The sequence below is a fragment of the Mesorhizobium sp. URHB0026 genome (genome assembly GCF_054059755.1).
This window is the reverse complement of the sequence record NZ_JBSSCN010000001.1, coordinates 218963-238509: the sequence shown is the minus strand read 5'-3', so window position 1 is coordinate 238509 and position 19547 is coordinate 218963. Positions and strand designations below refer to the sequence as shown.

At 62.3% G+C, this 19547-nt stretch carries 22 protein-coding genes and 1 pseudogene; 15 read left to right on the top strand and 8 right to left on the bottom strand.

The annotated features are described in order from the left end of the window. The first annotated feature begins 27 nt into the window (after positions 1-27). Genes ACVWWD_RS01240 through ACVWWD_RS01230 form a run of 3 tightly spaced genes read left to right on the top strand, consistent with a single transcriptional unit; the run spans position 28 to position 2548 of the window. A complete protein-coding gene (locus ACVWWD_RS01240; RefSeq protein ID WP_023770307.1) occupies positions 28-657 on the top strand; it encodes a DUF1285 domain-containing protein in 630 nt (209 codons plus the stop codon). After that, positions 657-1289: a CoA pyrophosphatase gene (locus ACVWWD_RS01235; RefSeq protein WP_352551878.1), complete on the top strand. Its 633-nt coding sequence runs from the start codon at positions 657-659 to the stop codon at positions 1287-1289. The genes ACVWWD_RS01240 and ACVWWD_RS01235 overlap by 1 nt, the downstream gene beginning before the upstream one ends. Next, entirely contained in the window at positions 1286-2548 is a 1263-nt protein-coding gene (locus tag ACVWWD_RS01230; protein ID WP_352551854.1) for a CCA tRNA nucleotidyltransferase, read from the top strand. The genes ACVWWD_RS01235 and ACVWWD_RS01230 overlap by 4 nt, the downstream gene beginning before the upstream one ends. A gap of 49 nt (positions 2549-2597) precedes the next feature. On the opposite strand, the gene ACVWWD_RS01225 is transcribed toward ACVWWD_RS01230, so the two are convergent. The 5 genes from ACVWWD_RS01225 to hemF all read right to left on the bottom strand — a co-directional run bounded on the left by ACVWWD_RS01225 (position 2598) and on the right by hemF (position 6342). After that, the gene (locus ACVWWD_RS01225; RefSeq protein ID WP_352551852.1) at positions 2598-3584 is read right to left on the bottom strand and encodes a S8 family serine peptidase; all 987 of its coding nucleotides are present in this window, start codon (positions 3582-3584) and stop codon (positions 2598-2600) included. A gap of 86 nt (positions 3585-3670) precedes the next feature. Then, the gene (locus tag ACVWWD_RS01220; RefSeq protein ID WP_031247653.1) at positions 3671-4249 is read right to left on the bottom strand and encodes a hypothetical protein; all 579 of its coding nucleotides are present in this window, start codon (positions 4247-4249) and stop codon (positions 3671-3673) included. 248 nt (positions 4250-4497) lie between these two features. Then, on the bottom strand, positions 4498-4683 hold the full coding sequence (locus ACVWWD_RS01215) for a DUF1059 domain-containing protein (protein WP_023770302.1): 186 nt from the start codon (positions 4681-4683) through the stop codon (positions 4498-4500). Between the two features lie 186 nt (positions 4684-4869). Continuing rightward, positions 4870-5130 (bottom strand): DUF1344 domain-containing protein, encoded by a 261-nt coding sequence (locus tag ACVWWD_RS01210; protein ID WP_023770301.1) that lies wholly within the window; start codon positions 5128-5130, stop codon positions 4870-4872. A 297-nt stretch (positions 5131-5427) separates the two neighbouring features. Continuing rightward, positions 5428-6342 (bottom strand): oxygen-dependent coproporphyrinogen oxidase, encoded by a 915-nt coding sequence (gene hemF / locus ACVWWD_RS01205; RefSeq protein WP_352551850.1) that lies wholly within the window; start codon positions 6340-6342, stop codon positions 5428-5430. A 168-nt stretch (positions 6343-6510) separates the two neighbouring features. On the opposite strand from hemF, the gene ACVWWD_RS01200 reads away from it, so the two are divergent. Then, a complete protein-coding gene (locus tag ACVWWD_RS01200; RefSeq protein ID WP_023770299.1) occupies positions 6511-6768 on the top strand; it encodes a hypothetical protein in 258 nt (85 codons plus the stop codon). Here the strand turns inward: ACVWWD_RS01200 and soxR are convergent. Together soxR and ACVWWD_RS01190 are read right to left on the bottom strand one after the other, a co-directional pair. Then, complete coding sequence (gene soxR / locus ACVWWD_RS01195) at positions 6765-7211, bottom strand: redox-sensitive transcriptional activator SoxR (RefSeq protein ID WP_023770298.1); 447 nt, start codon at positions 7209-7211, stop codon at positions 6765-6767. The two genes, ACVWWD_RS01200 and soxR, sit on opposite strands and share 4 nt — an antisense overlap. Positions 7212-7340: 129 nt before the next feature. Further along, the gene (locus ACVWWD_RS01190) at positions 7341-7799 is read right to left on the bottom strand and encodes a tRNA (cytidine(34)-2'-O)-methyltransferase (RefSeq protein ID WP_352551847.1); all 459 of its coding nucleotides are present in this window, start codon (positions 7797-7799) and stop codon (positions 7341-7343) included. 284 nt (positions 7800-8083) lie between these two features. Between ACVWWD_RS01190 and ACVWWD_RS01185 the strand changes: the two genes are divergently transcribed. Genes ACVWWD_RS01185 through ACVWWD_RS01165 form a run of 5 tightly spaced genes read left to right on the top strand, consistent with a single transcriptional unit; the run spans position 8084 to position 13200 of the window. Next, positions 8084-8605: a hypothetical protein gene (locus ACVWWD_RS01185; RefSeq protein WP_457102868.1), complete on the top strand. Its 522-nt coding sequence runs from the start codon at positions 8084-8086 to the stop codon at positions 8603-8605. Between the two features lie 29 nt (positions 8606-8634). Continuing rightward, positions 8635-10521 carry an ABC transporter ATP-binding protein gene (locus ACVWWD_RS01180; protein WP_352553494.1) on the top strand — a complete coding sequence of 629 codons (1887 nt, stop codon included), beginning with the start codon at positions 8635-8637 and terminating at the stop codon, positions 10519-10521. Positions 10522-10531: 10 nt separating this feature from the next. After that, entirely contained in the window at positions 10532-12415 is a 1884-nt protein-coding gene (locus tag ACVWWD_RS01175; protein ID WP_352573878.1) for an ABC transporter ATP-binding protein, read from the top strand. A 4-nt stretch (positions 12416-12419) separates the two neighbouring features. After that, positions 12420-12887: a GNAT family N-acetyltransferase gene (locus ACVWWD_RS01170; protein WP_023770294.1), complete on the top strand. Its 468-nt coding sequence runs from the start codon at positions 12420-12422 to the stop codon at positions 12885-12887. 1 nt (position 12888) lies between these two features. Further along, positions 12889-13200, top strand: a complete 312-nt coding sequence (locus ACVWWD_RS01165) for a DUF6665 family protein (RefSeq protein ID WP_352553498.1) — start codon at positions 12889-12891, stop codon at positions 13198-13200. Between the two features lie 15 nt (positions 13201-13215). Here ACVWWD_RS01165 and ACVWWD_RS01160 read toward each other — a convergent pair whose 3' ends face one another. Continuing rightward, a complete protein-coding gene (locus ACVWWD_RS01160; RefSeq protein WP_140617686.1) occupies positions 13216-13560 on the bottom strand; it encodes a cupin domain-containing protein in 345 nt (114 codons plus the stop codon). 315 nt (positions 13561-13875) lie between these two features. Here ACVWWD_RS01160 and petA point away from each other — a divergent pair, with 315 nt between their 5' ends. The 6 genes and pseudogenes from petA (at position 13876) to ACVWWD_RS01130 (ending at position 19454) form a co-directional block, all read left to right on the top strand. Continuing rightward, positions 13876-14436 carry a ubiquinol-cytochrome c reductase iron-sulfur subunit gene (petA, locus tag ACVWWD_RS01155; RefSeq protein ID WP_023770291.1) on the top strand — a complete coding sequence of 187 codons (561 nt, stop codon included), beginning with the start codon at positions 13876-13878 and terminating at the stop codon, positions 14434-14436. 16 nt (positions 14437-14452) lie between these two features. Next, positions 14453-15754: a cytochrome b gene (locus ACVWWD_RS01150; protein ID WP_352553501.1), complete on the top strand. Its 1302-nt coding sequence runs from the start codon at positions 14453-14455 to the stop codon at positions 15752-15754. A 27-nt stretch (positions 15755-15781) separates the two neighbouring features. Further along, positions 15782-16654, top strand: coding sequence for a cytochrome c1 (locus tag ACVWWD_RS01145; RefSeq protein ID WP_023781423.1), 873 nt, complete (start codon positions 15782-15784; stop codon positions 16652-16654). A 149-nt stretch (positions 16655-16803) separates the two neighbouring features. Continuing rightward, entirely contained in the window at positions 16804-17499 is a 696-nt protein-coding gene (locus tag ACVWWD_RS01140; protein ID WP_352553503.1) for an acid phosphatase, read from the top strand. A gap of 177 nt (positions 17500-17676) precedes the next feature. Beyond that, positions 17677-18814: pseudogene (locus tag ACVWWD_RS01135) on the top strand (alpha-hydroxy acid oxidase). 94 nt (positions 18815-18908) lie between these two features. Next, the gene (locus tag ACVWWD_RS01130) at positions 18909-19454 is read left to right on the top strand and encodes an adenine phosphoribosyltransferase (RefSeq protein ID WP_352553505.1); all 546 of its coding nucleotides are present in this window, start codon (positions 18909-18911) and stop codon (positions 19452-19454) included. Positions 19455-19547: the final 93 nt, after the last annotated feature.

The window sequence follows — 19547 nt, the reverse complement described above, 5'->3', positions numbered from 1 at the left end:
CGGAACAACAGTGACTATTTCGTGACGATGAGCGAACACCACGAACATCGCCAACAAAGCCTTACGCAGGCCACCGAGGCTCGGGGCCTCGAGGCGTTGATCTCGCGCGCGGCCCGCGCAGGCAAGGGCGCGGCGCCGGTCGAGCGCTGGAATCCCGACTTTTGCGGCGATCTCGACATGGAAATCAAGGCCGACGGCACCTGGTTCTACCTGGGCACGCCGATCGGCCGGATGCCGCTGGTGCAGCTTTTCTCCTCCGTGCTGCGCAAGGACGCCGACGGCAGGACCTATCTGGTGACGCCGGTAGAAAAAGTCGGCATCCGCGTCGCCGATGCGCCTTTCGTCGCCGTCGAGATCGATGTTTCGGGCGAAGGCGAGGATCAGGTCATCACCTTCCGCACCAATGTCGGCGACGTGATCGAGGCCGGACCGGAGCGGCCGCTGCGCTTCGTCGACGAGAACGGGACCGGCGGTTTGAAGCCCTATGTGCTGGTGCGCGGCAGGCTGGAGGCGCTTGTGGCGCGGCCGGTCATGTACGAGTTGGTCGGGCATGGCGAGGAGATCGAAATCGACGGCAGGACGATGTTTTCGGTGCGCTCCAAGAACGCCGTGTTTCCGATCATGCCGGCCGATCAGTTGAAGCGGTTGAGCGCATGATGGACCAGGTCTCTCCGGCGCCGTTTTCGTCGGCGGATTTTCGCGCGCGCTTTGCCGCGCAGCCGGAGGCGCATGCCGGGGGCGACTATGGCGATCACCGCTTCAATCCCGGCCATCCGCGCCTTAACCCTGGCAAGCCGCTGCGCAACGCTGCCGTGCTGGTTCCGGTGGTCGACCATGACGGCGAGGCGACGGTTCTGCTGACCAAACGAGCCGAAAAACTCCGCAATCATTCCGGGCAAGTGGCTTTCCCGGGCGGCACGATCGATGCGACCGACGCAAGCCCGGAGGCGGCGGCGCTGCGCGAGACCTTCGAGGAGATCGGCCTTGGCAAGGATCGCATCGAGATCATCGGCCGGATGCCCGATTACGTCGCCGGCAGCGGCTATCGCATCGCGCCGGTGCTTGGCATCGTGCGGCCACATTTCCAGCTGACCCTGAACGCCGATGAGGTCGACGCCGCCTTTGAAGTGCCGCTGCGCTTCCTGATGGACGCGGCCAACCACAAGCGCGACAGCCGCATGTGGAACGATCTCGAATGGTTCTTCTATGACATGCCCTATGGCGACCAGCGCATCTGGGGTGTCACCGCCGGGATCATTCGTACGCTTTATGAAAGGCTCTATGCGTGAGTGTTTCGATCGCGGGCAGGGCGGACTGGCTCTTCGACAAGCATCTGCAGCGCCTGCTTGGCGCGCTCACCGAAGGCGGTGAAGAGGCGCGCATCGCCGGCGGCGCCGTACGCAACGTGCTGATGGGCCAGCCTGTCACCGACATCGACATAGCAACCTCTTGCCTGCCGCGGGAAACCATCCGCCGCGCCGAGGCGGAAGGGTTCAAGGCGGTGCCGACCGGTATCGAGCATGGCACCATCACCGTGGTTGCCGATGGTAAACCCTATGAAATCACCACCTTGCGCGCCGATGTCGAGACCGATGGCCGTCGCGCCAAGGTGTCGTTCGGGCGCGACTGGAAGCTCGACGCCGAGCGGCGCGACTTCACCATCAACGCGCTTTATGCTGAGGCCGATGGCCGCGTTGTCGACCTTGTCGGCGGCATCGCCGACATCGAGGCACACCGGCTGCGCTTCATCGGCGACCCGGAGGCGCGCATCCGCGAGGATTATCTGCGCATCCTGCGCTTTTTCCGCTTCTTCGCCTGGTATGGCCAAGGCCGGCCCGACGCCGAGGGGCTGAAGGCCTGCGCCCGGCTGAAGGAAGGCCTCGCCCAACTCTCGGCGGAGCGCATCTGGTCCGAACTGAAAAAGCTTTTGTCCGCACCCGATCCCTCGCGGGCGCTGCTCTGGATGCGGCAGGCTGGTGTCTTGACCGCCGCGCTGTCGGAAAGCGAGAAATGGGGCATCGATGCGATCCACGGATTGACCAGGGCCGAGAAGGACCTCGGCTGGGTAGTGGATCCGATGCTGCGGCTGGAGGCGATGGTGCCGCCGGATACGGCCCGCATGAAGGCGCTTGCGGAGCGGCTGAAATTCTCGACCGCTGAAGCGGATCGCCTGCGCCATTGGTCGACGGCAACGGCAGTCGAGCCGAAGACGACCGAGGGCGAATTGGCGAAGAGGCTCTATCGCGGTGACCGCCAAGGATTTGTCGACCGCCTGCGGCTTGCGCTTGCCGCGGCGCGGGTGCGGGCCGTCGAGGACAATGAAGCGCTGCTCGAAGCTGGCGGTTTTTCGCGCCTGCTTTCCTTTGTGCTCAAATGGAAAAAGCCCGAATTTCCCTTGCGAGGCGCCGATCTGACCGCGCTCGGCGCAACGCCAGGGCCGAAGCTCGGCGAAATCCTCAAGAACCTGGAAGCGGAATGGGTCGATGCGAGTTTTACGCCCGATCGCGACGCACTGATCAAGCGCGCCGCGGAGGCACTTGAAACGTAGGCCAGAACTGCTGGTCTTCGTCGCCGGTGTTGCCCGGCGGGCCGTGCCGCTACTTGATCGACAGCGGAGCGAGGGCACGCGAAAGGCTTGCCTCGCCCTTGCCATAGACGGAGGCGCTATAGTTGGCCAGCGTGTCGGTACGGGCCGTATTCAGCAACTGGTTGGTGATCTGAGTCGGCGTTGCCTTGGTGAACTTGCTGCCCACGATGGCAGCGTAGCCGGCAACGATCGGCGCGGCGAAAGAGGTGCCGTAAAGGCCGGTCTTGTCCCCGGTGACACCCACGACCAGGAAATGGCTCTGCACAGCCTGGTTGGAGCCGGCGACGTTGGAGTACCAGGCCATGCTGGCCTTGTTCGACGGCGTGCCGTTGCTGTTGAGCGCGCCGACGAAAATCGCGGATGCCTTTCCGACCAGGGCAAGGTCAAGGTAATCCTGCTGGCCGCTGGTGACGCCGCCCACGGCAACCGCGTCGTTGCCGGCAGCCTTCGAAACCACGGCCGTTCCCCTGGTGGCATAGGAGATGATGGAGGCTTCCTCGGCGCTCCATCCGATCTGGTTGGGGCTATAACCCGCGTTGGCGTACATGCCATAGCTCAGATTGAGCACGTTCAGGCCCGGCGACAGCGCGACCGATGAACTGGTGGAAAAGTCTTTCGATCTGATGGTTGCCGAGGGCGCAACCATGCTGGCTTCTTCGCGGGTCCATTCGCCGTGGCGCTGGGTCTGCGTGCCGATGCCGAAATTGCCGCTGAACTTCGATGTGCTGGAGAAATCGTCCACGATCGTGATTGTGACGCCTTGGCCTTTGTAGCCCGCACGCCATGCGGCTCCGACATCCGGGCTCATCCAACTCTGCAAGGTCTGCAATGTGGCCGCCGGCAAGGTTGCGCTCAAGCATATGGAAGCGTTCGACTGACCGCCCCTGCAGAGCGCGGATAGCGGATCCGGACCGCCAGCTTCTTGAGCCGCCGCCATGGAAGCCGGCAGAATGGCGAGGGCCGTGGCGATACCGAACTTCCAACGTGCATTTGACATGATCTTACCCCGGTTCAAACAGAAGCTACGATGGACGACCGCGAGTCTCCGAAGGCAACGCCACATCTCGTGCCTCGCCCTCGCGATCAGAAAGTAACACGGTAATTCAGCCAGAGATGCTGGCTCTCCGGTTTAGCGTTAACCAGAAATTTCAAGGTTTCCTCGGGCGCCATCTCGCCGGCGGCGAGCCGGCAATTGACGCCGTAGGTGCCCAGATCGCCATAATCGGCCTGGCAGGGCTTTTCGGTGAGCTTACCGCCGAAAGTAGTGGTGAACGACAGGGACAGTATGCTGTTCGCACTCGGATGTATCTGTGTGAGGAAACCAAGCTTGAGGCTGGGCTCGATCCGATACTTCTCGCCTTGTTCCCCGGTGCCGAACCCCCAAAGGATACCGGTGTCCTCCGTGATCTGCGTCATTAGGTCCACATGCGTGTCGACCCAGTTTGTCTGATACCACCGGTTGAACGATACCCGGCTTCCGGACTGCAACTCATATCCGCCGTCACTCAGGCCTCTTGCCTTGTCGCTGAGCGGCGAGCCTTGGTGGATGTCGATGAACGATGTCGTCATTTCCTGGGCAACCGCCTGTGGCGCGCCGAGGAGCGCCCACGGCAGGAGCGCCGTTGCGCACAAACTCGCGCGATTGCCGGACTTTTCGCGCATCCGCGAAACACCTCGCCCTATCGATTCCGGACCAGTGCCTGACGGCGACGGGCTTCTCTGGCAGCCCCTGTAGTCTGGATATCAATCTGACGATCGCACGGGTTCGGTTACCGCACAGTTTATTTAGCTGAAGCAAATATGATTTTTTGAGGCGCGGGCCGCATGTGTCGAAATAAGCCAGGTACGACGCGCGTTACCCGCGTGCCACCGCGGTTCTTTTGCTGATATCGACAGCCCGCGCGCGCGCCCTACGCCGCGTCGCGGGCCTTCTCAATTCGGGAGCGGATAGCCTCGATCATCGTCTCGCGGATGGTCGTTTCGCCATGTGTCTCGCGCATATGCTCGACGGCACGGCGCATCACTTCGGCCTCCTCACCGGCACGGGTATGCCACTCACAGCCGGGAACCAGCGACCCGCAGTGAAATTCCTTCATCGGATTTCTCCTTTTCCTCCGTGGAGCCTGCGAGGCCCCGGTACTTTTTTGGCCCATGATCCAACTTTTCCGATCATGCGCGGGGTGAAAACCATAACACAGATGGCGGGATATTGGTTGCGGTCAACGGTGAAAAGGCGGAGCAGCACTGCTCCGCCCTCTTACGCTAGCCCAGCGGGCAGGCCGTCACTTCACGATCTTGACTGCCTCGGCAACTTTGTCCTTGCCGCTCATGTCCCAAGAAATTCTGACCTTCTCGCCGACCTTCAGGCCAGGATCCTTGAAGGTTTGGGGAAGCGTAAAAGACGATCCATTGTCGAGAACCAGGCTCTTGGCCGTCGCATCGAAGCTCTTGACCGTTCCGGTGGTGTGCTTGACGGCGGCGAACGCCACCGAACCGGAAGCAAGAAGGGCAGCCGCGGCAGCGGAAACAATGATCTTTCTCATGCTGATATACTCCTGGGAAAGCGGCCATCCTTTGACGAAGATGATCCGCATCGTCTTCGGGCCGTCCGGTCGCGTCGAGTCGCGGTTCGCCTGTTCCGACGCAATTCCGAAGGGAAAACCGCATTTTCCTGGAATTGCCCTCAGGCAAACCACCGGCGCTTCCCGACCCGAATGCGACAAATAACCCAGTTTTTTCAGATGGATATTAGACGAAAAAGATATTCATTGTGTCACATTCCGCGCCCAGATTCGAACAATCGGACATCAATGCGGCCTCACATCGCGCTCACAATTTTTTTATGGCCAACGCACCTCGGGCGGCAGGCTGGACAGGATCGAGGCGACATTGCCGCCGGTCTTGAGCCCGAAGATGGTGCCGCGATCGTGAAGAAGGTTGAATTCGACATAGCGGCCGCGGCGAACGAGCTGTTCGTCGCGGTCGCCATCGGTCCAGTTCTCGTTGAAGTTGGCGCGCACCAGGTGACCGTAGACCACGAGAAAAGAACGCCCGACATCCTGGACGAAGTTGAAATTGGCATTCCAGCCACCCTTCTCTTCTTCCGGATGCAGGTAGTCGAAGAAGATGCCGCCTGTGCCGCGCGGCTCGTTGCGGTGCGGCAGGAAGAAGTACTCGTCGCACCAGGCCTTGAATTTCGGATAGTCGGCGACGGCGGCATTCTTTTCGCAAGCGAATTGCATGGCACGCTGGAAGGCTATCGTGTCGGGATCGTCCTGCGTGCGGCGGCGGTCGAGCACCGGCGTCAGGTCGGCGCCGCCGCCGAACCACTGGCGCGAGGTCACCACCATGCGGGTGTTCATATGCACGGCCGGAACGTTGGGGTTCCATGGATGCGCGATCAGTGAAATGCCCGATGCCCAGAAGCGCGGGTCTTCCTCGGCGCCGGGCATCTGCTTCCTGAATTCGGGTGAGAACTCGCCATAAACGGTCGAAGTGTGGACGCCGACCTTCTCGAAGACGCGGCCGTGCATCATCGACATGGTGCCGCCGCCGCCCTTGCCGTGATCGCGCTCCCAGGGAGTCTTTTCGAAACGGCCCGGTGACCACGAAGCCAGCGGCCCGCCGAGATCCTGCTCGATATGCTCGAAAGCGCCGCAGATGCGCTCGCGCAGCGCCTCGAACCAAAGCCGGGCCTTCATCTTCTTTTCTTCGATGTCGGCGGGCAGCCCCGCCGGTATTTCAGGTCGTTCCAAGTGCCGTCTCCGGTTGCGGGGCGGTGAGTCGACAAAAGACTCGTCTTTTCCGGGCGCGATCCCTAATCTCTTAAGGGACAGGGTCAAGTCACTTTGGTTTCGCGCATGATCCTTTCTGAAACCCGATTCCGATTTCGGGGTCATGCGCCAGGTGCAAGGAGTTGGTTCGTGCGCACCCCGGCAAGACCGCCGCTGGATGGCCTGAAGAAAAGGCTCGATCAAAGCCGGGCCGAGCGCGCACGCATGCCGCGCGACGGCTTTTTGCGCGAGACCTTCGTCCTGCCGCGCTCGGACGCCCGTCTCAAGGCCAAGGAATGGTTCGAGCGCTTCCCCAAGCAAGCCTACTGGACCGAGATCGAGAGCTGGTTCGAACGCCCGGGCGATCTGATCGAGTTCACGATAAGGCGGCTGCCGGCTGCGGATTAGCGCTCGACCAACAGGCGCCTCGCGCCCGTTCCCTCCCTTGCCAGCCGATCCCCCTTATTGCGAAGCGGGCATTTGTCGATCGACATGCAGCCGCAGCCTATGCAGTCGGTCAGGCCGTCGCGCAGCTTCTTTAGCTGGCTGATTTTCTGATCGAGGCTATCGCGCCAAGCCGTTGAAAGCAGATTCCAATCCTCGCGCGTCGGCGTGCGGCCTTCAGGTAATGATTCAAGCGCGGCACCGATTTCCGCGAGCGAGATGCCGACCTCCTGCGCAATCCGGATTATGGCCACCCGGCGCAGCACGTCACGGCCGTAGCGCCGCTGGTTGCCTGCCGTGCGATGGCTGCGGATCAGACCGCGGGCCTCGTAGAAATGCAGTGCCGACACAGCCACGCCGCTGCGCGCGGCCACCTGGCCGACCGTCAATTCCGTTACCGGCGGCATTTTTGAACTTTCCGCTTGACCTCAAGTTAAGTTGAGCTTGTAGCCAAGAAAGCCTGACTGTGCAAACCAAGGAGAAGGCGGATGTGCGCCTGGGAAAAAATCACCGCGGACGGCGCTGCCGGCGATCCCCTATCGGAGTTGCCGGACGGCTTCGCCCGCCACCATGGCCACGGAAAGGGCGACGTTGATGCTGCGCGCGCCGGGCTGCATCGGGATGGTCAGGCGCGCATCCGCCGCTTGATGGACTGGATCCGGCACGCCCGCGGATTCGCGGCCGAACAGGAGGATGTCGCGGCTGGTGAAGCTGAAGTCGGTGTAGGGGGTCGCAGCCTTGGTCGACAGCAGCACCAGCCGATCCGCGCGGGCCTTGCGCCACTCCTCGAAGGCGTGCCAGTCGACATGCCGGGTCAGGGCAGCCATTTCGAGGTAGTCCATGCCCGCGCGCTTGAGCGCTTTGTCGGAGAGCGGAAAGCCGGCCGGCTCGATGATGTCGACGCCGAGACCGAGGCAAGCGGCGAAGCGCAGGATTGTCCCGGTATTGCCGGCAATGTCAGGTTGGTAGAGCGCGATGCGGAGACCAGGGTTCACTTCCGCGTCCTTCTAATAAGTGGCAGATCGGCCACAGCAGCTTCCTGGTTTTGGAAATTCCTGGACCTGCGGGTGGCCATTTTTTTGGAAGTCGGGTATACGAACAACATTGTCAACCCGAACCGATGGAGGGGTAATTCATGATGGCCATGTACATCCAGCGCCCCACCTGTGGGCTTATTTGCGCCCTGGCGGTTTCGGTACGACGTTTCTCCTGATCTTTTAGACACTTCCGCACCGATTTTCCGCCGAAACCTTACCCGGGTCTTCGAAGGAATCCTGCGATGTTTTTCAAGCTGCCGAAGGGGCCGATGGCCCCGTCCCAACGCGTTCCGACTGATCCGCCGCCGATCCCGCGGCACGATGTCGATCATCCTTTTTATCTCTATTTCAACACGGAGGACCGACCGATGTTCGATCCCTATAGAATACCCGGATCGAGGAGCCTGCATATTCACCGGCTGCCGACCTGGGCGCTGTTGATCGGCGACACCTATTCGTCGGCGGTTCATGCCGAAGTACGCCGGCGTCCACATCGCGGCATGCTGCCGGACGTCGATTTCTCGCGCGCGGTACCCGATCCGAGCCGTCCGTCGCTGGTGCGCCGGATCATCCGGCTGATCCGGCCGGGCGCGAAAAACCGGACCGGTGGCGTCGTGTCGTCAGGATCGACAAAGATGCCTGTCGGCGAAAAGCCGGCGAACTCCTATATAGCGCGAAGCAGGGCCGACGCTCCGGATGATTCCGGAGCGTCGGCCCTCGATGCCATGCGGTCCGAGGACTTCGTACACCGCCAAGCCGCGTAAGCGGAAAACAGATTTCACAGGCATGACCTATGTTGTTGTTTAGTTGGTTTGAAAGAAGGCTCGATCCGTTTCCGGTAGCGGAACCGGTCGAGCCGCCCAGGACGCTGGTTGCCTTCTGCCTGCATTATACGCGCGGGGCATGGCCCTATATTCTTGTCGATGCGGTGCTGGTCGCGGCCATCGCCATCGCGGAAGTGTGGATGTTCGGCTTCCTCGGCCGCATCGTCGACTGGCTGTCGGGGCAGAACCGCGAGACCTTCCTGCAGACGGAAGGCTGGAAGCTCGCCGGCATGGCCTTCATCGTATTGTTTGCGCTGCCCGGCACGGTTTGGCTGCATTCGCTGCTCAACCAGCAGACGCTGATGGGCAATTACCCCATGCGCATCCGCTGGCAGGTGCACCGCTACCTGCTCAAGCAATCGATGAGCTTCTACCAGGACGAGTTCGCCGGCCGCATCGCCACCAAGCTGATGCAGACCGCGCTTGCCGTGCGCGAATGCGTCATCAAGGTGATCGACGTCCTGAACTACGTCGTCGTCTATTTCCTCGGGATGCTGTTGATTGTCGGTTCGGCCGACTGGCGGCTGGCGGCGCCGCTTGGCGTCTGGATGGTCGGATATATCCTGTTGCTGCGCTTCTTCATCCCGCGACTGGGCAAGGTCGGGGAGGAGCAGGCGAATGCGCGCTCGACCATGACCGGCCGCGTCGTCGACAGCTACACCAACATCCAGACGGTCAAGCTGTTTTCCCATTCACGCCGCGAGGCCGCCTTCGCCAGGGAAGGCATGATGGGCTTCCTCGATACGGTCTACCGGTCGATGCGGCTGGTGACGTTGCTGTTCGGCTCGCTCTACATACTGAACGCGCTGCTGCTGTTCTCGGTCACCGCCATCTCGTTGTGGCTGTGGATGGGGCAAGTGGTGACGATCGGTGCGGTCGCCGTGGTCATCGGTCTGGTGCTCCGGATGTGGGGCATGTCGCAGTGGATCATGTGGGAAATGTCGAGCCTGTTCGAGAATATCGGCACGGTGCAGGACGGCATTGCCTCGATTTCGTTGCCGCGCCTTGTCGAGGACAGGCCGGATGCCAAGGAGATCATCGTTTCCAAAGGCGATATCCGCTTCGAGGATATCCGCTTCCATTACGGCAAGCAGAAGGGCGTCATCGAAAACCTGTCGCTGGTGGTCAAGCCGGGCGAGAAGGTCGGCATTGTCGGCCGTTCGGGCGCCGGCAAGTCGACGCTGGTCAATCTCCTCCTGCGCTTCTACGACCTGGAAAGCGGCCGGATCCTGATCGACGGCCAGGAGATCGCCGGCGTGAAACAGGATTCGCTGCGCGCGCAGATCGGGATGGTCACGCAGGATACCTCGCTGCTGCATCGTTCGGTGCGCGAAAATATTCTCTATGGCCGGCCCGATGCCACCGACGAGATGCTGCTCGAGGCGGCGCGGCGGGCCGAGGCGATGGATTTCATATCAGGACTTTCGGACCATCATGGACGCAAGGGGTTCGACGCCTATGTGGGCGACCGCGGCGTCAAACTGTCCGGCGGTCAACGGCAACGCATCGCCATTGCTCGCGTTATGTTGAAGGACGCGCCCATACTTATCCTTGACGAGGCGACGTCGGCGCTCGATTCCGAGGCGGAAGCCGCCATCCAGGAGAACCTCTACAAGCTCATGCAAGGCAAGACCGTCATCGCCATCGCGCACCGGCTGTCGACCATCGCGGCGATGGACAGGCTCGTCGTGATGGACCAGGGTCGCGTCATCGAGGAGGGCTCGCACGAGGAACTGGTCGCCAGAGGCGGACTCTACGCGCAGCTCTGGCAGCGCCAGTCGGGTGGGTTCCTGCTCGATGACGTCCCAGTCGAAGCCGCCAATGACGCAATAGGTAAGGGGCAAGCCGCAGAATGATGGCCGCCGCATGATGACAGCCGTCTACCGCTGGTTCGAGACCTGGGTCTACCCGTTCAGGGAGCCGGCGAATCTTCGGCCACCGGCCAGCGTCACGGGCTTCCTCTGGCACTATGTTGGGCAAGCGAAGTTCGCCTTCTTCGCCATGCTGGTCATCGGCGGCATCGCGCCGCTGGTCGAGGCCGGCCTGTTCTATTTCGTCGGTCGGCTGGTCGATATTCTCGACCAATTGCCCGGCGAACGGAGCTGGCACGCGCTGTGGACCGCCGCCGGACCCGAACTGGTGTTCATGGTCGCGGTGGTGCTGGTCATCCGCACCGTGGTCGTCGCCTTGTCGGCGCTGGTCGACGAACAGACGATCACGCCCGGCTTCTACAATCTGGTGCGCTGGCAGGCGCACCGGCACGTCTCGCGCCAGTCCTACGCCTTCTTCCAGAACGATTTTGCCGGCCGCATCGCGACGAAAGTCTGGCAGGCCGGGCAGGCGACGGGCGACCTGATGGAAAGCTTCATCGAGGTCGTCTGGTTCATGGTCGTCTATACCGTGACGACGCTGGCGCTGGTCGCCGGGCTTGACCTCAGGCTGGCGGCACTCGTGGTGGTCTGGATCACCGCCTTCGGCTTTCTGGCGAAACTCTATTTGCCGGCAATCCGCAAGCACGCCGAAGCGACGGCGGAGGCGGGCTCCATGATCAATGGCCGCATTGTCGATTCCTACTCCAACGTGCAGACGCTGAAACTGTTCGCGGCTGACGGCGACGATCGTTACATCAGGAACGGCTTCGACATCTATCTCGACGCATTGCGGCCCTTCACGCGAAGACTGACCGGCGTGCGCATGGCGCTGACGACGCTGTCGGGCATCATGATCTCGGCGATCGGCTGCTTTGCAGTTTATCTGTGGGTCGAGGGCTCGATCACGGTCGGGGCGGTCGCCTTCACGCTCAGCCTGGTGCTGCGGCTCAACATGCTGCTCGGCCGGCTGATGATGCAGATGAACAGTATCTTGCGGAATCTCGGCGTGCTGGAGAACTCCAAGGCGCTGATCTCGCAGCCGCTCGGCCTGACGGATGCACCGGACGCAAAGGAACTGGTCGTGGCGGGCGGGCGCATCGACGTAAAAAATGTCGAGTTCCACTACGGCAAGGGGTTTGGGGTGCTGAACGGCATCAACCTTGTCGTCAAGCCGGGCGAGAAGGTCGGGCTGGTCGGGCCTTCGGGCGCCGGCAAGACGACGCTGGCCAACCTTATCCTGCGCCTCTACGATCTCGAAAGCGGCCAGATCACCATCGACGGTCAGGACGTCTCAGGTGTAACGCAGGATTCGCTGCGCGCCAATATCGGCGTCGTCAGCCAGGACACGGCCCTGTTCCACCGTTCGCTGCGCGACAACATCAAGCTCGGCATGCCCGACGCAACCAACGCGCAGGTCATCGCGGCGGCGAAAAAAGCCGAGGCCCACGAATTCATCTTGACCTTGCGCGACAATAGGGACCGCCAGGGCTACGAAGCCTTCGTCGGCGAGCGCGGCGTGAAACTGTCGGGCGGCCAGCGCCAGCGCGTGGCGATCGCCCGCGTCTTCCTCAAGGACGCGCCTATCCTGATCCTCGACGAAGCGACGTCGGCGCTCGATTCCGACATTGAGGCGGCGATCCAGGAGAATCTGACGCGGCTAATGGAGAACAAGACCGTGATCGCGATAGCGCACCGGCTGTCGACGATCGCGGCACTTGACCGCCTAGTGGTGCTCGACGGCGGCCGCATCGTCGAGCAAGGCACGCATGACGAACTGGTGGCGCTAGACGGGCTCTATGCCCGGCTGTGGAAGCGCCAATCCGGCGGCTTCCTCTATCACGAAGAGAGCGTGCTGGAAGAGACGCGGCCGGCGGAGTAGGCGCATGGGTGGATCGGCAAAGATCGACTATGGGATCAAGCGGCTCCGGCCAGTCACGCCGGCTTTCGACATGCTGAAGGACGAGAGCCGGCTGGAAGGTTACTGGATGCTGGTGCGCCTGGGCGATGGCTGGGCAAGCGGCCGCAACAAGTTCCTGAAGCGGGGCGAGGCGCTGTTCGGAGCATGGCACGGCGCGGAGCTCGCCGGTGTCTGCGGGTTGAATATCGATCCCTATTTCGAGGGCAGGGACCACGGCCGGGTCCGCCACCTGTTCGTCAGCGGGCGTCACCGTCGCGCCGGCCTTGGCCGAACGCTGGTCGAGACCGTGATCGACCGAGCCCGCCGGTATTTCACCGTGTTGAACACCCGCGCGCCGCCGGAAGCTTTCGGTTTCTATGAACGGCTTGGTTTTCAGCGCGTGGAGGACGAAGAATTCGTCACCCATCGCATGGTGTTCGGGAAAGGGAACTGAAATGTCCTTGCGTCCGCCATCCCATCTTGCCGGCACGTCGGCTGCCGACGCGGCCTTCGACGCACTCGGCCATGAAATACTGGCCGAGAAGGCGGCGGCGCTCGGCCGCGCCGGACAGCGCGTGGAAGAAACCTTGGCCCGGTTGCGCGACAACGGGGACGATGAGTTGCGCCACCGTCTGCTCAAGGATGCTGCCGTGGCCGTTCACGCCTATTTCATCCAGCGCGAACTGTGCGGCCTTCGCAAGCACGACGCCGTCATCCGCGAATACAATATTCCGAAAGCCGTGCTGGTCAGGCTCGGCGCCGCGTAATTCAGTTTTTAGGAATCACTCCAGCCACTCGGTGATGAAGCTGCCGTTTTCGTGAATATCGGTCGTTTCCAGCGGACCCGGACCGAGATTGGTGAATTTGTGCGGCGTGTTTGGCGGCACGATCAGGATCTGTCCCGCCGAAGCCTCGATTTCCTGGTCGCCGACCGTGAAGAGGCCGGTTCCCTGGCGGATGATGAAGATCTCCGCATAGGGATGGGCGTGCAGCCGCGGGCCGCCGCCGACGTCGGGCAAGTGATTGAAGATCAGGCAGGAGTTTGAGCCGTAGGCACCGCACTGCAGTTCGCCCTTCCAGTGGTCGGAACGAACAGCCCATTGCTCGCGATCGATGACGTGCGCCATGCGAAGGAGGATAGATCACACCGGCGCCCTGTGTCGAGGCAAGCTGGAGCCTGGGATTTTGCTGATATTTCCCGGTTGTTTAGCCGCCTGTTGCAGCCATTCGCCGTCCCGCCGGATACTAGGGGATTTTGTCCCCGCGACAATCTGCCCTTGTGCCTTCACCCGTCTGGACAAAAACGGGCTTCACGCATAAACCGAAGTCCAAATGCCGGAGGAATTCGCTAGCCTGTTCGCCATGCGCTGTCGGGTTGGCGTGATTGAGCGGGGAACAAGGCTCGGCCCCCGGCGCGGAAGAGGCGAAAGGATCAGGCACCCGTGAGCGCAACCGACATCCACGATCCCAATCGTCGAGATTTTCTCTATGTCGCCACCGGCATGGCCGCGGTGGTCGGCGCCGGTGCCGTGGCCTGGCCGTTCATCGACCAGATGCGCCCCGACGCCTCGACGCTGGCGCTCGCTTCGGTCGAGGTCGACGTCTCCTCGCTGACGCCTGGAAGCTCGCTGATCGTCAAGTGGCGCGGCAAGCCGGTCGTGGTGCGCAACCGCACCGAGAAGGAAATGAAGGACGGCGAGGCCGTCAGCCTCTCCGATCTCAAGGATCCGATCGCCCGCAACGCCAATTTGGCGTCCGATGCGCCGGCGACCGACGCCAACCGCACCACGCCCGGCAAGGAGGCCTGGATGGTCATGGTTCAGGTCTGCACCCATCTGGGCTGCATCCCGCTCGGCCAGGAAGGCGATTTCGGCGGCTGGTTCTGCCCGTGCCACGGCTCGCAATACGACACGGCCGGCCGCATCCGCAAAGGCCCGGCGCCCGAGAACATGGCGATTCCGGTATTCAAATTCATTTCCGACACCAAACTCCTTATCGGTTGAGGCAGGGGATATTTCGATGAGCGAGGGACACTCGACCTACACGCCGAAGACCGGTATCGAACGCTGGTTCGACGCCCGCATGCCGCTGCCCAGGATGGTCTATGACAGCTTCATCGCCTATCCGGTGCCGCGCAACCTGAACTATATGTGGACCTTCGGCGGCATCCTGGCGATCATGCTGGTGGCGCAGATCCTGACCGGCATCGTGCTGGCCATGCACTATACGGCCGACACCAATCTCGCCTTCGGTTCGGTCGAAAAGATCATGCGCGACGTGAATTCCGGATGGCTGCTGCGCTACATGCACGCCAACGGCGCCTCGTTCTTCTTCATCGCCGTCTACCTGCACATCTTCCGCGGTCTTTATTACGGCTCCTACAAGGCGCCGCGCGAGCTGCTGTGGATCCTCGGCTGCATCATCTACCTGCTGATGATGGCGACCGGTTTCATGGGCTATGTGCTGCCATGGGGGCAGATGAGCTTCTGGGGCGCCACTGTCATCACCGGCTTCTTCAGCGCCATTCCGCTGGTTGGCGACTGGATCCAGCAGCTCCTGCTCGGCGGCTTCGCCGTCGACAATCCGACGCTGAACCGCTTCTTCGCGCTGCATTACCTGCTGCCGTTCATGATTGCAGGCGTCGTCGTGCTGCATGTCTGGGCGCTGCACGTCGTCGGCCAGTCGAACCCTACCGGCATCGAGGTCAAGTCGAAGACAGATACCGTGGCCTTCACGCCCTACGCGACCATCAAGGACGCGTTCGGCATGATCGTATTCCTGTTCGTCTTCGCCTACTTCGTCTTCTACCTGCCGAACTATCTCGGCCATCCGGACAACTACACGGTCGCCAACCCGCTTAAGACGCCGGCCCATATCGTCCCGGAATGGTACTTCCTGCCGTTCTACGCGATCCTGCGCGCCATCACCTTCAACATCGGGCCGATCAATTCCAAGCTCGGCGGCGTGCTGTGCATGTTCGGCGCCATCGTCATGCTGTTCCTGGTGCCGTGGCTCGACACCTCCAAGGTGCGCTCGGCGGTCTACCGGCCCTGGTACAAGCTGTTTTTCTGGCTGTTCGTGGCCGATGCCATCCTGCTGGGCTGGCTGGGCTCGCAGCCGGCGGAAGGCAGCTATGTGTTCATGGCGCAGATGGCGACGCTGTTCTACTTCGCCTTCTTCCTGATCGCGCTGCCGGTGCTCGGCTTGATCGAGACACCCCGCAGGCTGCCGAACTCGATCACCGAGGCGGTGCTCGAAATGAACAAGGGTGGCAGCGGGCATCCGGCGGGCGCCACGGCAGCACCTGAGACCAAGGGCTGAGCGGTAGAGAATCTAAGGGGATTTGGCATGAAAAAGATTCTCACCTCGCTTGCGCTGATCGGCCTCGTGGCCGCCTGCACCGGAGTTGCAGGCACCTGGGCGTTCGCGGCCGAAGAGGCGCACAACGCGGCGGCGCCGACGCATTTCCCGATCAACGAGCCGAAGGAAATGAGCTGGAGCTTCACCGGCCCGTTCGGCACCTATGACAAGGCGCAGCTGCAGCGCGGGCTGAAGGTCTACAAGGAAGTCTGCTCGGCCTGCCATTCGATGAACCTGGTGGCGTTCCGCACGCTTTCGGACCTCGGCTACAGCGACGCGCAGATCAAGACGCTGTCAGCCGAATACACGATCCATGACGGCCCCAACGATGCCGGCGACATGTTCGACCGTCCCGGCAAGCCGTCCGACCATTTCCCGGCACCATTCGCCAATGAGGAAGCCGCCGCTGCCTCCAATGGTGGTGCGGCGCCGCCGGATATGTCGTTGCTGGCCAAGGCGCGCGGCGTCGAGCGCGGCTTCCCGCAGTTCGTTTTCGATATCTTCACCCAGTATGATGCGGGTGGTCCCGACTACATCCATTCGCTCTTGACCGGCTACGACCAGACGCCGCCCGCCGGCATGGTCATCCCCGAAGGCACGCACTACAACCCGTACTTCATGTCCGGCGTGTCGCTGAAGATGCCCAAGCCGCTCTCCGACGGCCAGGTCACCTATGACGACGGTTCGCCGCAGACCATCGACCAGTATTCCCGCGACGTGGCTGCCTTCCTGACATGGGCTGCCGAGCCGCACATGGAAGACCGCAAGAAGATGGGCTTCCGCGTGCTGGTGTTCCTGCTTCTGTTCGGCGCCCTAGTCTACCTGACCAAGCGCAAGGTGTGGGAAGCCGTCGCGCACTGAGCGATGCCGCATTCTGGAATTCGCAAAAGGGCGCCGCGAGGTGCCCTTTCTGCTTTTTGAGTGGATTGCGCCCTCCATGTCGCGGCGGTGTCACATGGCCGTCACCACACATCGCGATCCTGCGGCGCTCTCATCAAAGGATCACGCCCATGAAAAGATACGCATCGCTTGCGGCAGGCCTGTTGCTGCTCGTCGTTGGTTCCACGGCCCGTGCCGAAGACGCAAAACCATTCATCACGAACAAGGATGTCGACCTGACGATGATCCTGCCGCCGCCGCCAGCCAATGATTCGGCTGAGACCAAGGCCGAGCTTGGCGAGGTGCTGACCATGCAGGTCACGCGCACGCCCGAGATGGAAGCCCGCGCCATCGCCGACGCCGAGGAAAACGTCTGGCGTTTCGCCGATGTCATGGGACCGAATTTCAACAAGGACAAGCTGCCGAAATTCAGCGCCTTCTTCGATCGCGTGGTGGAGACCGAAGGCGCCGTCGTCGATCCGGCCAAGGATGTCTGGAAGCGCCCGCGTCCGCACCAGCTCAGCGATCTCGTCAAGCCGGTGGTCAAGCTGTCGAGCTCCGGTTCCTGGCCGTCCGGCCATGCGACCGTCGGCACGATGATGGGCATCATCCTGTCCGACATGGTTCCGGAAAGGCGTGCTGAGATCATGGCGCGCGCGGCCGAGTTCGGCCACAACCGCATCGTCGGCGGTATACACTATCCGTCCGACGTCGAGATGGGCAAGATTTCCGGCAGCGTCATCGCCGCCGTCCTGCTCAACCGGGATGACTTCAAGGCCGAATACGACGTGGCCAGGGCGGAGCTTCGTTCCGATCTCGGCATGTAGCCTTCCGCGGGAAATCGGCTGGAACGGAAGGGGCGCTCGATGCGCCCCTTTTTCATGCGGACTGCCTCCGCTCGGCGCGCGAGCCGCAATTAGCCCGTTGGCATGGGGGCACCGGATTGATATTCGACGCCTGAACGGCGGCGAGGCCCGTCCCGATACAGTGTTTGGAATTCTATGGTGCGGCTGCAGGACTGTCATAACTTTTCCGATTTCCGCCGCATGGCGCAGCGCCGCCTGCCGGGGCCGATCTTCAATTATATCGACGGCGCGGCGGACGATGAAGTCACCTATCGCCGCAACACGGAAGCCTTCGAGCGTTGCGACCTGGTCCCGAACGTCCTGCGGGGCGTGAGCGAGGTCGACATGTCGGTGACGGTGATGGGCCAGAAGCTGGCGATGCCGTTCTATTGCTCGCCGACCGCCTTGCAGCGACTGTTTCACCATCAGGGCGAGCGGGCCGTCGCCAAGGCGGCGGCCAAATATGGCACCATGTTCGGCGTCTCCTCGCTCGGCACCGTCAGCCTCGAGGAGGCGCGGGCAATCAGCAGCAGCCCTCAAGTCTACCAGTTCTATTTCCATCGCGATCGCGGTCTCGATGATGCAACGCGCCAGGGATATCGGCGTCGAGGTGTTGATGCTGACCGTCGACAGCATCACGGGCGGCAACCGCGAGCGTGACAAGCGCACCGGCTTTGCCATCCCCTTCAAGCTCAACCTTGCCGGGATGATGCAGTTCGCACTCAAGCCGGCCTGGGCGATCAACTACTTTACCCATGAGGGGTTCAAGCTGCCGCAGCTCGACGAGCATGTCGACATGGGTGGCGGCACCATGTCGATCAGCCGCTACTTCACCGAGATGCTCGATCCGTCGATGACATGGGACGACGTCGCCGAGATGGTCAAGCTGTGGCCGGGGCCGTTCTGCCTCAAGGGCATCATGTCGGTGGAAGATGCCAAACGCGCCGTCGAGATCGGCTGCAAGGGCATCATCCTGTCGAACCATGGCGGGCGCCAACTGGATGGCTCGCGGGCGGCCTTCGACCAGCTTGCCGAGATCGTCGATGCCGTCGGCGATCGGATCGACGTGGTCATGGATGGCGGCGTGCAGCGTGGCACGCATGTGCTGAAGGCGCTGTCGCTCGGCGCCAAGGCGGTCGGTGTCGGGCGCTACTACCTGTTCCCGCTGGCGGCGGCCGGACAGGCGGGCGTCGAACGGGCGCTTGAACAGATGCGCATCGAGATCGAACGCGGCATGAAGCTGATGGGCTGCACCTCGATAGAACAATTGACGCGCCAAAATCTCCGTTTCAGATAGTCTTCTGGGAAGCTGGCCGATGTCCGGCCATCGACAAGGCAGTTGGTCTGGCTCTTCGCGGCAAGACAGCAGACGCAAGCGTGGAGCGCAAACCATGAAATCCTCTCTCGAAGACACGCTGCTGGCATCGATCCGTACCATCCCGGACTATCCCAAGCCCGGCATCCTGTTTCGCGACATCACCACGCTGCTCGGCAATGCGCGCGCTTTCCGACGCGCCATCGACGAGCTCGTGCATCCCTATGCCGGGCAGAAGATCGACAAGATCGCCGGCATCGAAGCGCGCGGCTTCATCCTGGGCGGCGCCGTCGCCCACCAGCTCTCGGCCGGATTCGTGCCGATCCGCAAGAAGGGCAAGCTGCCTTATGAGACCGTGCGCGTCGCCTACAGCCTAGAATACGGGCTGGACGAGATGGAGATGCACAAGGACGGCGTCGCGCCCGGCGAGAAGGTGATCCTGGTCGACGATCTGATCGCCACCGGCGGCACGGCGGAAGCGGCGGTCAAGCTGCTGCGCCAGATCGGCGCCGACATTCTCGCCGCCTGTTTCGTCATCGACCTGCCGGATTTGGGCGGGCGCGCCAAGCTCGAATCGCTCGGCGTGCCGGTGCGAACGCTGATCGGGTTCGAGGGGGTTTGAGACCGGTTTGCCGAAGCAAATTGAAAGGTCCAGTGGACCTTTCAAAGGGCTCGAACGCCCGGAGCGATGGCGAAGGGCCGGGAGGCAACGCGA

Excerpts from the sequence above, each read along its gene's own strand:
- soxR (WP_023770298.1), bottom strand. The coding sequence starts at position 7,211 with ATGCCGCCGGTAACGGAATTGACGGTCGGCCAGGTGGCCGCGCGCAGC.
- ACVWWD_RS01145 (WP_023781423.1), top strand. The coding sequence starts at position 15,782 with ATGAAAAAGATTCTCACCTCGCTTGCGCTGATCGGCCTCGTGGCCGCC.
- ACVWWD_RS01170 (WP_023770294.1), top strand. The coding sequence starts at position 12,420 with ATGGGTGGATCGGCAAAGATCGACTATGGGATCAAGCGGCTCCGGCCA.
- ACVWWD_RS01130 (WP_352553505.1), top strand. The coding sequence starts at position 18,909 with ATGAAATCCTCTCTCGAAGACACGCTGCTGGCATCGATCCGTACCATC.
- ACVWWD_RS01150 (WP_352553501.1), top strand. The coding sequence starts at position 14,453 with ATGAGCGAGGGACACTCGACCTACACGCCGAAGACCGGTATCGAACGC.
- ACVWWD_RS01175 (WP_352573878.1), top strand. The coding sequence starts at position 10,532 with ATGATGACAGCCGTCTACCGCTGGTTCGAGACCTGGGTCTACCCGTTC.
- ACVWWD_RS01185 (WP_457102868.1), top strand. The coding sequence starts at position 8,084 with ATGTTTTTCAAGCTGCCGAAGGGGCCGATGGCCCCGTCCCAACGCGTT.
- ACVWWD_RS01160 (WP_140617686.1), bottom strand. The coding sequence starts at position 13,560 with ATGGCGCACGTCATCGATCGCGAGCAATGGGCTGTTCGTTCCGACCAC.
- ACVWWD_RS01215 (WP_023770302.1), bottom strand. The coding sequence starts at position 4,683 with ATGAAGGAATTTCACTGCGGGTCGCTGGTTCCCGGCTGTGAGTGGCAT.
- ACVWWD_RS01140 (WP_352553503.1), top strand. The coding sequence starts at position 16,804 with ATGAAAAGATACGCATCGCTTGCGGCAGGCCTGTTGCTGCTCGTCGTT.
- ACVWWD_RS01220 (WP_031247653.1), bottom strand. The coding sequence starts at position 4,249 with ATGCGCGAAAAGTCCGGCAATCGCGCGAGTTTGTGCGCAACGGCGCTC.
- ACVWWD_RS01235 (WP_352551878.1), top strand. The coding sequence starts at position 657 with ATGGACCAGGTCTCTCCGGCGCCGTTTTCGTCGGCGGATTTTCGCGCG.
- ACVWWD_RS01225 (WP_352551852.1), bottom strand. The coding sequence starts at position 3,584 with ATGTCAAATGCACGTTGGAAGTTCGGTATCGCCACGGCCCTCGCCATT.
- ACVWWD_RS01165 (WP_352553498.1), top strand. The coding sequence starts at position 12,889 with ATGTCCTTGCGTCCGCCATCCCATCTTGCCGGCACGTCGGCTGCCGAC.
- ACVWWD_RS01180 (WP_352553494.1), top strand. The coding sequence starts at position 8,635 with ATGTTGTTGTTTAGTTGGTTTGAAAGAAGGCTCGATCCGTTTCCGGTA.
- ACVWWD_RS01210 (WP_023770301.1), bottom strand. The coding sequence starts at position 5,130 with ATGAGAAAGATCATTGTTTCCGCTGCCGCGGCTGCCCTTCTTGCTTCC.
- ACVWWD_RS01240 (WP_023770307.1), top strand. The coding sequence starts at position 28 with ATGAGCGAACACCACGAACATCGCCAACAAAGCCTTACGCAGGCCACC.